We start from the raw sequence: 12,891 nt of genomic DNA, 5'->3' as shown, positions 1-12,891 counted from the left end.
ACTCAACACATAACAGACAACGGAGTGCGCCATGCCTTTACCCGATTTCCATTCCTCCGAACCTTTCACTCTTGGCATCGAACTCGAACTGCAGGTGGTGAACCCGCCTGGATACGATCTCAGCCAGGACTCCTCAGCCCTTATCGCCGCCGTTAAAAACGACATCAAAGGCGGTGAAGTCAAACACGACATCACCGAAAGCATGCTCGAAATCGCTACTGGGGTGTGTCAGAACATCGACCAGGCGGCAGCACAGCTCTCTGTGATTCAGCAAAGCATCCTGCGAGCGGCAGCGGATCAGCATATTCAGATTTGCGGCGGCGGAACGCATCCGTTCCAGAAATGGCAGCGTCAGGAAGTGTGCGACGACGAGCGCTATAACATCACGCTGGAGCGCTTTGGCTACCTGATTTTGCAGGCGACGGTGTTCGGCCAGCATGTGCATATCGGTTGCCGGACCGGGGATGACGCCATTTATCTGCTGCACGGCCTGTCACGTTTTGTGCCGCACTTCATTGCCCTGGCGGCGGCATCGCCGTACATGCAGGGTACAGACACGAAGTTTGCCTCGTCGCGGCTTAATATCTTTTCCGGATTCCCGGATAACGGCCAAATGCCGTGGGTTAACAACTGGCAGGAGTTTGAAGGGCTGTTCCGCCGTTTGAGTGCCACCAGCATGGTCGACAGCATTAAAGATCTGCACTGGGATATTCGTCCCAGCCCACATTTTGGCACCGTGGAGGTGCGGGTGATGGATACCCCGCTGACGCTCGGCCACGCGATCAATATTGCCGGGTTAATTCAGGCTACGTCACACTGGCTATTGACCGCGCGGCCCTATAAGCATCAGGAGCGGGATTTTCTGCTGTATCGTTTTAACCGTTTTCAGGCATGCCGTTACGGATTAGAGGGCATTCTGACGGACGTTTACACCGGCGAGCAGAAGACTGTTGCAGAAGAGATCGACTGGCTGCTGGAGCAGGTTGCACCGTCGGCCGAGAAACTCGGCGCGACAAGTGCGATAACGGAAATTGCCCTGCTGTTAAAGCAGGGCAAGAGCGAGGCGCAACGCATGCGGGACTTTATTGCCGACGGCGGCTCGCTTATTTCTCTGGTGCAAAAACATTGTGAACTATGGGCAACCGCTCCGTAATCCTCTCCCCACCTGGGGAGAGGTGTTTTCGCTATGCAGACTTACGGAACCTGCGGGTCAGCCGCTTCTCGATTTCGACGACGAAGAACATCACGCCTGCAACGGCCAGGGTCACAAACCAGTAGCGCAGCGGAAGGGCTTCCGTACCAAACAGCATCTGCATAAATGGCAGGTAGATAATCGCCGCCTGAAGCAGGAACAGCACACCCGTCACCAGCCAGATCCCTTTGTTCGCCAGCAGGCCGCTGTTCAGGGAGAATGATTCCGTGTTGCGGCAGTTAATCATGTAGACCCACTGGGCACAGACCAGCATCTGTAGCAGCACGGTGCGGATGAACTCCGCGCTGTGGCCGCGCGGGGCCAGCCAGGCTTCAAGTGCAAAGGCCGCAATGGCAATCATGGTGCCGACGAAGGCCACGCGCCACACGGCGTAGGCATCCATCACGTGCTGTCCGGTCTTACGTGGTGGACGACGCATGATGTTGCGTTCGGCGGCCTCAAAGGCCAGGCCGAAGGAGAGCGTGGCGGAAGTGGCCATGTTCATCCACAAAATCAGCACCGGGGTCAGCGGAATGATATTTCCTGCCAGCAGCGCAATGACAATCAGCAACCCCTGCGCGAGGTTGGTCGGCATAATGAAGAGGATGGTCTTCTTCAGGTTGTCGTAAACGCGACGCCCCTCTTTCACCGCGCTGGCGATGGTGGCGAAGTTATCGTCCGTCAGGACCATGTCCGCAGCCTCTTTGGTCACTTCCGTGCCTTTGATGCCCATCGCGATGCCCACATCCGCCTGACGCAGCGCCGGGGCATCATTAACACCGTCACCGGTCATGCCGACGATTTCACCTTTGTCCTGCAACGCTTTCACCAGGCGCAGCTTATGCTCCGGGCTGGTACGGGCGAAGATGTCATACTTCACCGCGGCTTCAGCCAGCCCGGCGTCGTCCATTTTCTCCAGCTGATAACCCGTTACGGCCTGCTCGCTGTTACTGATCCCCAACATCTGGCCGATGCTCATTGCCGTCTGCGGGTGATCGCCGGTGATCATCTTCACGCGGATCCCCGCCTGCTGACAGGCGTTTATCGCCGCAATGGCTTCCGGACGCGGTGGGTCCATCATCCCGGCAATACCGAGGAAGATTAGACCGTGCTTCAGCGCATCGTGGGTTAACGCCTGCTCGCCGCTCGTCGGTTTGAACGCTGCTGCCACCATACGCAGCCCCTGGCGCGCATAGCGCTCCATCTCGGTTTCCCAGTACGCGCGGTCGAAATCTTGTGTACCGTTACGGCTCTGCTGCTGCGCGCACAGGGCGAAAATCACATCTGGCGCGCCGGTAATTAAAATCTGCTCCTCACTGCCGACCTGGTAGTGGGTGCTCATGTACTTATACTGCGAGTCAAACGGGATCTTGTTAACCAGCGTGGTCATGACCGGCTCAAGATGAGCTTTCGCTGCCAGTACCTTTAGCGCGCCTTCGGTCGGCCCGCCGGTAATCCCCCACAGACCGCGCTCGTCCTGAATCAGCTGGCTGTCATTACACAGGTCAATGGTCCGCAGGTACTGCTCCAGCATGGTGCCAGGCTGGATTTGTATGGGCTCGTCGCTCCCCTCCAGGTAAATATTGCCCACCGGCTCGTAGCTGTTACCATCTACACGATAGCAGCTGTCAGCGGTGATGATGGCTTTTACCGTCATCTCGTTCATGGTCAGGGTGCCGGTTTTGTCCGAGCAGACCACGGTCATTGCTCCCAGAGTTTCCACCGTCGGCAGTTTGCGGATAATGGCCCGCTTACGCGCCATCGCCTGCACGCCCAGAGAAAGGATGATGGAGATAATCGCCGGCAGGCCTTCCGGTACGGATGCTACCGCCAGGCTAATCAGGGAGAGCAGTAACTCGCCCATCGGGATCTCACGAAATACCAGGCTGAAAACAAACAGCGCAGCCATCATTGCCAGAATAATGACGAAGATCGCTTTACCCAGCTTGTCCATTTGTACCAGCAGCGGCGTGCGGTGCTTTTCGATGCCCGCCATCATCTGGTTGATGTGGCCGAGTTCCGTATCCTTACCGGTCGCGGTGACCACGCCAACGCCGCCGCCCGCACTTACGGTCGTTCCGGAGAAGACCATGTTGGTACGATCGCCCAACGGTAATTCACCGTTCAGCGGATAAATGTGTTTATCCACAACCGTGGATTCACCGGTCAAAATCGCTTCTTCTACCCGTAAATTATGCGCTTCGATGAGACGCATATCCGCCGGAATACGATCTCCCGCACGTAATACGATAATATCGCCCGGGACTATTTCAGTTGTCCGTATAGTTTCATGATTGCCGTTGCGAATAACGCGCGCCTCGCTGGAGAGCATATTACGAATACTCTTCAGGGATTTTTCCGCATTACTTTCCTGAACATGACCAATTAACGCATTAATGACTGCGACACCCAAAATAACCAGCGTATCGACCCAGTGGCCCATCACTGCCGTTAATACGGCGGCGGCCAGCAGGACATAAATCAGCACATCATTAAAATGGGCCAAAAAACGCAGCCAGGCGGGTTTACCTTTTTTCTCCGGCAGCGCGTTCGGACCAGATTTTTGCAGACGCGCCTGCGCCTCTGCACGGTCCAGACCGCTGGCCTGGCTCTGCGTGTGGGTAAGCACCTGCTCGACGGTCTGCTGATATGCCAGCCCGCCGGAAGGCGGCACGTTTGGGGACAATTTTTTTTCAGTCATCGTATTTTTCCTTCAATATCCGGTGAAGAGAAGCCTGAATTCCTTTCTGGCTTAAATAAATTCATTTTAAAGTCTTGCGGGTAAAATTGATCTACCGCAATATAATTGCGTCTCGGTTATTCAAAACTGCTTAAAACTATTTCGATGAGCTAATTTTTACAAAATGTTTCTAAACCAAATCTAAACGAGGAGGATCCATGTTTGGTATTTATCGCGGGCGCCGCCTGGCGTTATATATTATCGCAGCCATTGTTATTGCCACGTTAATTGGTTTTAGCACCTATACATTTGTAAAATTATTTTCGTAACGCAGACATTTATTGACATAACGCGATATTAATTTAATTATCTGCCGGGTAATATTTTATTCCTGTGATTGACACACAGATTACGGCGATTATTTTCTTGAAATCGAGTAGGCGGGTTTATATTGCTTTACGTTCCGGGATGCCGGACAATGACATTTTTAACTGACGATTAACATTAAGATGAAACACCCGTTAGAATCGCTGCTCACAGCAGGAGGCATTTTATTGCTGGCCCTGCTTTCGTGCCTGCTGCTTCCTGCGCCCTCGCCTGGGCTGGTGCTGGCGGAGAAACTGGTTACCACCTTCCATATGGTCGATCTTAACCAGCTTTACACCATTTTGTTCTGCCTGTGGTTTTTACTGCTTGGGGTTATCGAATTCTTCGTGTTGCGTTTCGTCTGGCGTCGCTGGTTTTCGCTGGCGTCGTAAGCCATAAAAAAGCCGGGTAATGGCTACGCCTTACCCGGCCTGAATTTCGATATGTTCAATGCGCCTGGCTATGATTCTCTTTGCGGTATGCTCCGGGCGGCTGGTTGAACGTGCGGGTAAAGATGCGCGTAAACGTCTGCTGCGAGTCATACCCGTAGCGCAGGCAGATTTCATAGACGCGCTCGTCTGATTCGCGCAAATCGCGCGCCGCCAGCAGCAGCTTGCGTTCACGGATATAACGTCCCAGACTCTCCCCTTTGTACTGCATAAAGAGTCTCTGCAGGTGCCATTTCGAGTAACCCGCGTGGCGAGCAATCTCGTCAATACGTAATGGCTGATGCAGGTTGTCGTCGATCCACTCGACGATGGTATCAATGACTTGAGCGGAAATGGTCATACTGCTCTCCCCTTCAGCTTCTCGCTTAAACATTATTCCCACCACTCGCGAAATGTTTGCGTGGTATCGCTCACCCGAACAGGCTCACCCAACTCCGGTGTCAGCAGCCGATAGTTTTTGTCCTTGCTGGCTTTTGCCAGCTGGATCAGCGGGTCGTTCCATGTGTGCTTCGCCAGTACGAAGCGCCCGTTATGCCCGGGCACGACGGCTTTTGCATTAAGATCGGCTGAAGCCTGCGCCGTTTCATCCGGCAGCATGTGGATGTACTTCCAGTCCTGGTCGTACTGGCCGTTTTCCATAATGGCTAAATCCACCTCGCCAAACTGTTCGCCGATAGCCCTGAAGTGCGGGCCGTACCCGGAGTCACCGCTGTAGTAAACCTTCTGCTCTGGCGTAACGAACATAAAACTGCCCCACAAGGTTTGATCGCGTTTGATACCGCGTCCGGAGAAGTGACGCGCCGGCAGTACATGCACCGTCAATTCATCACTGATGTGCACCGACTGGTTCCAGTCTCGCTCGTCGATAATCTCTGGTTTCATCCCCCAGTAACGCAGGTGAGATCCGACACCCAGCGGTGTCACCACACGCTTCACCTTCGGCAGTAATGCCCTGATGGTGGCGTAATCAAGATGATCGTAGTGATCGTGCGAGATAATCAGCAGGTCGATTTCCGGCATGCTCTCAGCGCGCCATGGATACTCGCCGACGAAGGCTTTATTCAGGAACGAGAACGGCGCGGCATAGTTACCCAGCACCGGATCGATCAGAATGCGTTTGCCCGCCAGCTGGAGATACCAGGAAGAGTGACCAAGCCACACCAGGGTGTCCTGCTCCAGCGGCAGGCTCGCAAGATCGGTTTTCACCATCGGCAGCGGCTGAGCCGGGCGTGCGTTTTCCGTTTTTTGGGTCAGAAACTCCCACATCGCCACCAGCATATTCTTGTCACCGTTATAACCCGGTGTCGGCAACGTATTGTGGAATTTCCCGTCACGATGCTGTGGGGAAGCCTCGACTTCCGTGAGCTGAGCCCCCTGCGGGGACTGGCCAAATCCGGCATTCAGGACAAACGGTAAACTTGCAGCTGAAGCAATAATCATGACAAACACCACGCAGATGAATTGAGGCTTTTTCATATCCTGACCCGAAAACGCGCCCCATCCGATGGTTTGCGCGGGGTAAACTTGATTATGAGTGAGTAAGCACTCATTATAGATGTGATGATAAAGTCGTCAAGACGTTTTCGATCTTTGACATTCCGCGTTGCAGCGTGTCAAAGCACGTGTTTCAATCAGGGTTTTTATAATTGACAGGGGGAAAAATTTAGTGGCACGTCCGAAGAGTGAAGATAAAAAACAGGCCTTGCTGGAAGCCGCAACGGTGGCGTTTGCACAGTCAGGTATTGCCGCCTCAACGGCACTCATCGCCCGAAACGCGGGCGTCGCCGAAGGGACTCTGTTTCGCTACTTTGCTACCAAAGACGATCTGCTGAATGCCCTCTATTTGCACCTGAAGCAGGATCTCTGTCAGGCAATGCTGTCCAACCTGGATCGCAGCCTTACCACGCCAAAAGAGCACACGCGAAACATCTGGAACAGCTACGTTGACTGGGGGATCAAAAACCCTCTCGCTCACGCCGCGATTCGCCAGCTTGGCGTGAGTGAAAAGATCAACGCTGAAACTGAGCAGGCTGTGAAAGAGATGTTCCCCGAGCTGCATGAACTCTGCCGCCGCTCGGTGCGTCATGTATTTATGTCTGATGAATTTAAAACGTTCGGCGATGCGCTGTTTTTATCGCTGGCCGAAGCGACGATGGAATTTGCCACCCGCGATCCTTCCCGCGCCGTTGATTTTAAAGCGCTCGGCTTTGAGGTGATGTGGCGCGGGCTTGCCCAGGAGGAGAGCGATGGAGAGTAAGGCATTGCAGGAGCACGCAAAACGCGTGGCGCTGGAGCTGCCGTTCACCGAACACTGCTGGCCGTTTGGGCCGGGGTTTGACGTGTTTAAAGTAGGCGGAAAAATTTTCATGATTGTGGCGGTTGCCCACAGGCGCCCGCACGTTAGCCTGAAATCAGACCCGGAGAAATCCCTGCTTAATCAGCAGATCTATCGCGGGATAGAGCCGGGCTACCATCTGAGTAAAAAGCACTGGATTTCCCTTTACGGCACTGACGATGTGACACCGGAACTGGTTACCGACCTCATCAATGATTCCTGGCATCTGGTGGTGGATAAGCTACCGAAAAAAGACCAGAAGTGGATCCGTCCGGCTTGATTGTTCGTCTGAGACGAACAGATTAAGCGCTCGAATTGCACTTATCTTTTTCCGCGTCGCGCTGTAATCTGCTCACCTTTCGCGCCCGCACACGGGCGAATTTCATCACCAGGAGTTGTTATGGATATCATTTCTGTCGCCCTGAAACGCCACTCCACCAAGGCGTTCGACGCAAGCAAAAAACTGACCGCTGAAGAAGCGGAAAAAATCAAAACCCTGCTGCAGTACAGCCCGTCCAGCACCAACTCCCAGCCGTGGCACTTTATTGTTGCCAGCACCGAGGAAGGTAAAGCACGCGTGGCGAAGTCTGCTGCGGGCACCTATGTCTTCAACGAACGCAAAATGCTGGATGCTTCTCACGTGGTAGTGTTCTGCGCGAAAACGGCGATGGATGATGCCTGGCTGGAACGCGTCGTGGATCAGGAAGAAGCTGATGGCCGCTTTGCGACACCAGAAGCGAAAGCCGCGAACCACAAAGGCCGCACCTATTTTGCTGACATGCACCGCGTGGATCTGAAAGATGACGACCAGTGGATGGCGAAACAGGTTTATCTGAACGTCGGTAACTTCCTGCTGGGTGTGGGGGCGATGGGTCTGGATGCGGTACCGATTGAAGGTTTCGACGCCGCGATCCTCGACGAAGAATTTGGTCTGAAAGAGAAAGGCTTTACCAGCCTGGTGGTGGTGCCTGTTGGCCACCACAGCGTGGAAGATTTCAATGCCACGCTGCCGAAATCTCGCCTGCCGCTGAGCACGGTTGTGACCGAGTGCTAAACAAAACGGGCCGCTCAGTGCGGCCCGTTACGTTTTACCGGCCGCCAGCATGCCAAATTCTCTCCGCATACCGCCCTATCACCGCCAGCGACGCCGCCAGAATCAGGAAGAACACCACCTTATTCATGCCGTCCCAGAAGTACTCGAAATAGCGGGTATAAAGGTTGATGGCAAGAAACGTCAGGCCAAAGCCGCGTAGCATACCGTCGTCGGTTTTCAGGCTGATATAAATACAGATTACCGCAGCCACCGCAAACAGCAGCGCCCACGGCAGAAGCGATGCCTGCGTCACGCTGTACCAGTTATCAATATCGTAATTGCCAAATATCGACATGATCCACAGGGCAACAAACAGGTACGTTAACCCCATCGCTTTGCTGGTCGTGTAGAGCTGTCGCGCCTGCAATAACGCCCGCAGAACCCAGCACAACGCCAGCAGCCCGCCGCCAAAGAAGATAAACCGTACCGGGTAGTTCATCCCCAGCCAGTACGCGCCCCAGCCGGATACATAGCCCGTCTCAGCACCAAACCAGTTGCCAAGTGAGAGCAGGAAAAACAGCCACACCAGCCCCGAGCGACCAAAAAAGCCCACCAGTCCGTAAATCACACAGCCTGCCAGGAACAACGGCGCCACGTGGCCGCTGCCGTTATCGAGCCGTTCACCAAGCTGCCAGAGCGCGATGGCGGTAAAGAAGACCCCGAGGAACAGGATCGCCTCAGTACTGTAGTGCCACTGGGTTTCCCGCCGCTGTCGGCTGAATCCCCACAGATAAAACAGCACCGCAATCACCGCCGGTAACCCGATGCGGGCGAAAGAAGAGAAAGCGAAGAATTCGATAATACGCGCCATCAACTCACTGTCGGAGAACAGGCTGCCAATGGCGATGATCACGCAGGCGAGTGCCGTCCAGAAGGCGTAGCGGCTGAGGCGCTGCCAGTCCATGGTGACGCGTTTCAGGGTCCCGGTTAGCCGTTGATGTTCCTCGGGGGTTAATACGCCGTCCTGTTGCCACTCATCGAGTGCGCGACGTAAAAGCCGCTCCTGTTTTCGGGTAACGTTCATTTTGCCTGCTCCGCCAGCCATTCCATTGCTTTCTCCCCCGCGTCATCCACTGGCAGATAAACCAGCAGTCGCGAACCGTTGCGAGGAGCAGAGTACCAGTACATTTGTTGCAGGGTAAACTCCCCAAGTTCAGGATGGGTGAATAGCTTGAGCTGGTTTTCCACGCCGCGCACGTCGTTGCGCTGGTGCCACAGGGTTTTAAACTCGTCAGATACCGCGAAGAAGCGTGCCAGTTTAGCTTCCCAGAGCGGGTCACCCCGGTGCTCGGCCATCGCCGCCCGGAAATAGGAGACAAATATCGGCAGCACATCGTCGCGCCGGCCAAGACGAGCACGCCACGCAGGATGCGTGAGGAACAGATAAATACAGTTGCGATCTTCCGGTGGGATAGCATTGAAATCGACCCCCATCAGATGACCAAAGCTGTCGTTCCACGCCACGATGTCGAAATTCGGTTTCTGAATACTGGCCGGTTTTGGCATCAGCGTATCCAGCAGGCGGCGCGTACCTTCGCTGATCCCCTCGCAGCAGGTCGCCTGCGGTGCTTCACCCGGCGGTAATCCGGCCAACACAAACAGGTGCCGTGCTTCAGTCGGGGTACATTGCAGTGCTTTTGCGACGGCGGCCATGACCGCGCTGGAAGGATTAACATCCCGGCCCTGCTCAAGCCAGGTGTACCAGGTCACACCCACGTCAGCCAACAGAGCGACCTCTTCCCGGCGCAACCCTGGCGTGCGTCGACGACCACTGCGCGGAAGGCCGAGACGCTGCGGATCAAGGCTTTCGCGACGGGCACGCAGAAATGCCCCCAGCTGTTTTCGGGTGTCATCCTGAAGTGAGACGACAGGTTCAGACATCAGCGCCATAAATCCCCCTGCATGGTAGTGCCAGTACCAGTATAAGCAAGAACTGGTACCCGTTTATCAGATAGTTGATGCTACGACCATCTGATGAATGACGCAATGGAGTTACCATGAATACGTCAGTTGTTTCACCGGGTCGCGCAGGCCTGATATTGCTGTTAACCGGCCAGATGCTGCCCATGATTGATACCTCAATCACCAACGTGGCGCTGGACGCCATCACCCATTCTCTGCATGCCACCGCCACCGAGCTGGAGCTGATTGTCGCCCTATACGGCGTGGCCTTCGCCGTCTGTCTCGCGCTCGGCAGCAAGCTGGGGGACAACCTTGGCCGTCGTCGTCTGTTTATGTGGGGAGTGGCAATCTTTGGCCTGGCCTCGCTGCTGTGCGGGATTTCGGGGAATATTGAACAACTGCTTGCCGCGCGCATTGTGCAGGGTGCTGGCGCGGCGTTGATCATGCCGCAAATACTCGCCACGCTGCATATCACCTTAAAAGGTACGGCCCACGCCAAAGCGATAAGCCTCTTTGGCGGGATCGGCGGGATCGCGTTTATCGTCGGGCAGATGGGTGGCGGCTGGCTGGTATCGGCGGATATCGCCGGGCTGGGCTGGCGTAACGCGTTCTTTATCAACGTGCCAATCTGTCTGGTGGTTCTGGCGTTGAGCCGTCGCTATGTGCCGGAAACCCGTCGCGAAACGCCGTCGCGCATTGACTGGGCGGGCACCGTCCTGCTGGCAGTGATCCTCTGCTGTCTGCTGTTCCCGATGGCCCTCGGCCCGCAGTGGCACTGGTCATGGCCGCTGAAGGCCGCGCTGATTGCGATTATCCCGCTGGGATATCTGATGGTATTGAATGCCCGTAAAAAAGAGCGTGAGGATGCCCATCCGCTGATCCCACCGCGTCTGATACAGCTTCGCAGCATTCGCTTTGGCGTGCTGATTGCGATGCTCTTTTTCAGCGTCTGGTCCGGGTTTATGTTCTGTATGGCGCTGACCATGCAAACCGGTCTCGGGATGGCGCCGTGGCAATCGGGGAACAGTTTTATCGCCCTGGGTGTGACCTACTTTATTTCAGCATGGTTTGCCCCGCGTATGATCGCCCGCTACAGCACCAGCACGATCCTGCTGACCGGGCTGGCGATCCAGATTATCGGCCTGCTGGCGTTGATCGCCACATTCCGCCTCTGGGGCATGAACAACACAACGCTGACCCTGGTTCCGGCGACCGGCCTGGTTGGCTATGGACAGGCGCTGATCGTCAACAGCTTCTACCGCATCGGGATGCGCGACATCCAGCCTGATGATGCCGGTGCCGCGAGTGCGATCCTGAGTACGCTTCAGCAGGCGGCACTCGGTCTTGGTCCGGCCATTTTCGGCGCAATTTTGCTGCACGGGCTGAGGAATCATCACGGGGATTATACTCAGGCGATAAACCTCTTCCTGGCCGTCGAAACAGGTTTGATGCTTATCCTTGCGCTGGCGACATTACGTATGCGTCATCGTCTGTGTCTGCCCGTGGTGAAGACCTGCCACGTCACTAAATAAGCCAGGCAGATTTGCATAACAGGTTTGCAGCCGCCATTATGGGGCTGCATCAATACAGGAGACGTTATGCAGGAATTAATTGCTCAGGTTGAAGAGTTAGGCATTGAAATTAATCACACCACTTCTTTAGTGATTATCTTTGGTATTATTTTTCTTACTGCCCTTATCGTTCATTTTATTCTGCACAAAGGGGTACTGCGTGTTTTTGAGAAACGCGCGCAGGCCAGTAGCCATTTGTGGTTACAGATCATTACCCAGAATAAGTTATTTCACCGTCTGGCCTTTACCCTTCAGGGGATAATCGTTAACGTTCAGGCGGTTTTGTGGCTGCAAAAAGGCAGCGAAGCGGCTGAAATACTCACCACCTGCGCGAAGCTGTGGGTAATGGTCTATGCGCTTCTCTCCTTCTTCTCCCTGCTGGATGTGATTTTCAATCTGTCGCAGAAAATGGCCACCGCGTCACAGCTGCCGCTAAAGGGGATATTCCAGGGAATCAAGCTGGTGAGTGCGATTCTGGTTGGCATCTTAATTATCTCCCTGCTGATTGGACAATCCCCCGCCATTCTGATTAGCGGGCTGGGTGCGATGGCCGCAGTCCTCATGCTGGTATTTAAAGATCCGATTCTGGGGCTGGTCGCCGGAATACAGCTGTCCGCCAACGATATGCTCAAGCTGGGCGACTGGCTGGAAATGCCTAAATTCGGCGCGAACGGCACGGTGACGGATATTGGCCTGACCACCGTGAAAGTAAGAAACTTCGATAACACCATCACAACGATCCCAACATGGGCGCTGGTGTCCGATGCCTTTATCAACTGGAGCGGAATGTCGGCTTCAGGCGGGCGACGTATTAAGCGCAGTCTGAATATTGATACCACCAGCATTCATTTTCTCAACGAGCAGGAACAGCAGCACCTGATTCAGGCGAAGCTGCTTAAGCCCTATATGGCCGCGCGGCACGAGGAAATAAACCTGTGGAATCAGGAGAACGGTGAAGGGGAGTCGGTATTAAACCTGCGTAAGATGACCAATATTGGCACCTTCCGCGCCTACCTGAATGAATATCTGCGCAATCACCCGCGTATTCGCAAAGATATGACGCTGATGGTGCGCCAGTTAGCGCCTGACGCGAATGGTCTGCCGATTGAAATATATGCCTTCACCAACACGGTGATCTGGGCAGAATATGAGGAGATTCAGGCCGACATCTTCGACCATATTTTCGCGGTGGTGGATGAATTTGGGCTGCGTATTCACCAGTCCCCCACCGGAAACGACATTCGATCTCTGGCAGGTGTTATCGCGAAATAAGCATTTAAGCCCGGTAAGCGCAACGCTACCG

The 12,891-nt window shown here is 54.7% G+C and carries 12 protein-coding genes; 7 read left to right on the top strand and 5 right to left on the bottom strand.

From position 1 onward, the window contains the following. Positions 1-31: 31 nt before the first annotated feature. Complete coding sequence (locus LCD46_05505) at positions 32-1,153, top strand: glutamate--cysteine ligase (GenBank protein ID UOY71789.1); 1,122 nt, start codon at positions 32-34, stop codon at positions 1,151-1,153. Positions 1,154-1,184: 31 nt separating this feature from the next. Here the strand turns inward: LCD46_05505 and LCD46_05500 are convergent, their stop codons facing one another. Next, positions 1,185-3,893, bottom strand: a complete 2,709-nt coding sequence (locus LCD46_05500) for a cation-transporting P-type ATPase (protein ID UOY71788.1) — start codon at positions 3,891-3,893, stop codon at positions 1,185-1,187. A 488-nt stretch (positions 3,894-4,381) separates the two neighbouring features. Here LCD46_05500 and LCD46_05495 point away from each other — a divergent pair, with 488 nt between their 5' ends. Then, positions 4,382-4,630 (top strand): DUF1158 domain-containing protein, encoded by a 249-nt coding sequence (locus tag LCD46_05495; protein UOY71787.1) that lies wholly within the window; start codon positions 4,382-4,384, stop codon positions 4,628-4,630. 55 nt (positions 4,631-4,685) lie between these two features. On the opposite strand, the gene LCD46_05490 is transcribed toward LCD46_05495, so the two are convergent. After that, positions 4,686-5,027 (bottom strand): RamA family antibiotic efflux transcriptional regulator, encoded by a 342-nt coding sequence (locus LCD46_05490; protein UOY72894.1) that lies wholly within the window; start codon positions 5,025-5,027, stop codon positions 4,686-4,688. A gap of 32 nt (positions 5,028-5,059) precedes the next feature. Beyond that, complete coding sequence (locus tag LCD46_05485; protein ID UOY71786.1) at positions 5,060-6,163, bottom strand: MBL fold metallo-hydrolase; 1,104 nt, start codon at positions 6,161-6,163, stop codon at positions 5,060-5,062. 190 nt (positions 6,164-6,353) lie between these two features. Here LCD46_05485 and LCD46_05480 point away from each other — a divergent pair, with 190 nt between their 5' ends. From LCD46_05480 to nfsB, 3 genes are all read left to right on the top strand, one after another. After that, positions 6,354-6,944 carry a TetR/AcrR family transcriptional regulator gene (locus LCD46_05480; protein UOY71785.1) on the top strand — a complete coding sequence of 197 codons (591 nt, stop codon included), beginning with the start codon at positions 6,354-6,356 and terminating at the stop codon, positions 6,942-6,944. Next, the gene (locus LCD46_05475) at positions 6,934-7,302 is read left to right on the top strand and encodes an MmcQ/YjbR family DNA-binding protein (GenBank protein ID UOY71784.1); all 369 of its coding nucleotides are present in this window, start codon (positions 6,934-6,936) and stop codon (positions 7,300-7,302) included. Before LCD46_05480 ends, LCD46_05475 begins: the two co-directional genes overlap by 11 nt. A gap of 120 nt (positions 7,303-7,422) precedes the next feature. After that, positions 7,423-8,076: an oxygen-insensitive NAD(P)H nitroreductase gene (gene nfsB / locus LCD46_05470; GenBank protein ID UOY71783.1), complete on the top strand. Its 654-nt coding sequence runs from the start codon at positions 7,423-7,425 to the stop codon at positions 8,074-8,076. Between the two features lie 34 nt (positions 8,077-8,110). On the opposite strand, the gene LCD46_05465 is transcribed toward nfsB, so the two are convergent. Together LCD46_05465 and LCD46_05460 are read right to left on the bottom strand one after the other, a co-directional pair. Continuing rightward, positions 8,111-9,139, bottom strand: a complete 1,029-nt coding sequence (locus LCD46_05465) for a DUF2157 domain-containing protein (GenBank protein ID UOY71782.1) — start codon at positions 9,137-9,139, stop codon at positions 8,111-8,113. Further along, positions 9,136-10,005: a helix-turn-helix transcriptional regulator gene (locus LCD46_05460; GenBank protein UOY71781.1), complete on the bottom strand. Its 870-nt coding sequence runs from the start codon at positions 10,003-10,005 to the stop codon at positions 9,136-9,138. The genes LCD46_05465 and LCD46_05460 overlap by 4 nt, the downstream gene beginning before the upstream one ends. Before the next feature lie 107 nt (positions 10,006-10,112). Here LCD46_05460 and LCD46_05455 point away from each other — a divergent pair, with 107 nt between their 5' ends. Together LCD46_05455 and LCD46_05450 are read left to right on the top strand one after the other, a co-directional pair. Then, on the top strand, positions 10,113-11,549 hold the full coding sequence (locus LCD46_05455) for an MFS transporter (GenBank protein ID UOY71780.1): 1,437 nt from the start codon (positions 10,113-10,115) through the stop codon (positions 11,547-11,549). A gap of 66 nt (positions 11,550-11,615) precedes the next feature. Then, entirely contained in the window at positions 11,616-12,860 is a 1,245-nt protein-coding gene (locus LCD46_05450) for a mechanosensitive ion channel family protein (GenBank protein ID UOY71779.1), read from the top strand. Positions 12,861-12,891: the final 31 nt, after the last annotated feature.

This window comes from Enterobacter ludwigii (assembly GCA_023023105.1).
Lineage (GTDB): Bacteria > Pseudomonadota > Gammaproteobacteria > Enterobacterales > Enterobacteriaceae > Enterobacter > Enterobacter adelaidei.
Note: the sequence above shows the minus strand (reverse complement) of the source record. Positions and strands in the feature narration are given on the sequence as shown.

Excerpts from the sequence above, each read along its gene's own strand:
- LCD46_05505 (UOY71789.1), top strand. The coding sequence starts at position 32 with ATGCCTTTACCCGATTTCCATTCCTCCGAACCTTTCACTCTTGGCATC.
- LCD46_05500 (UOY71788.1), bottom strand. The coding sequence starts at position 3,893 with ATGACTGAAAAAAAATTGTCCCCAAACGTGCCGCCTTCCGGCGGGCTG.
- LCD46_05495 (UOY71787.1), top strand. The coding sequence starts at position 4,382 with ATGAAACACCCGTTAGAATCGCTGCTCACAGCAGGAGGCATTTTATTG.
- LCD46_05490 (UOY72894.1), bottom strand. The coding sequence starts at position 5,027 with ATGACCATTTCCGCTCAAGTCATTGATACCATCGTCGAGTGGATCGAC.
- LCD46_05485 (UOY71786.1), bottom strand. The coding sequence starts at position 6,163 with ATGAAAAAGCCTCAATTCATCTGCGTGGTGTTTGTCATGATTATTGCT.
- LCD46_05475 (UOY71784.1), top strand. The coding sequence starts at position 6,934 with ATGGAGAGTAAGGCATTGCAGGAGCACGCAAAACGCGTGGCGCTGGAG.
- nfsB (UOY71783.1), top strand. The coding sequence starts at position 7,423 with ATGGATATCATTTCTGTCGCCCTGAAACGCCACTCCACCAAGGCGTTC.
- LCD46_05465 (UOY71782.1), bottom strand. The coding sequence starts at position 9,139 with ATGAACGTTACCCGAAAACAGGAGCGGCTTTTACGTCGCGCACTCGAT.
- LCD46_05460 (UOY71781.1), bottom strand. The coding sequence starts at position 10,005 with ATGGCGCTGATGTCTGAACCTGTCGTCTCACTTCAGGATGACACCCGA.
- LCD46_05455 (UOY71780.1), top strand. The coding sequence starts at position 10,113 with ATGAATACGTCAGTTGTTTCACCGGGTCGCGCAGGCCTGATATTGCTG.
- LCD46_05450 (UOY71779.1), top strand. The coding sequence starts at position 11,616 with ATGCAGGAATTAATTGCTCAGGTTGAAGAGTTAGGCATTGAAATTAAT.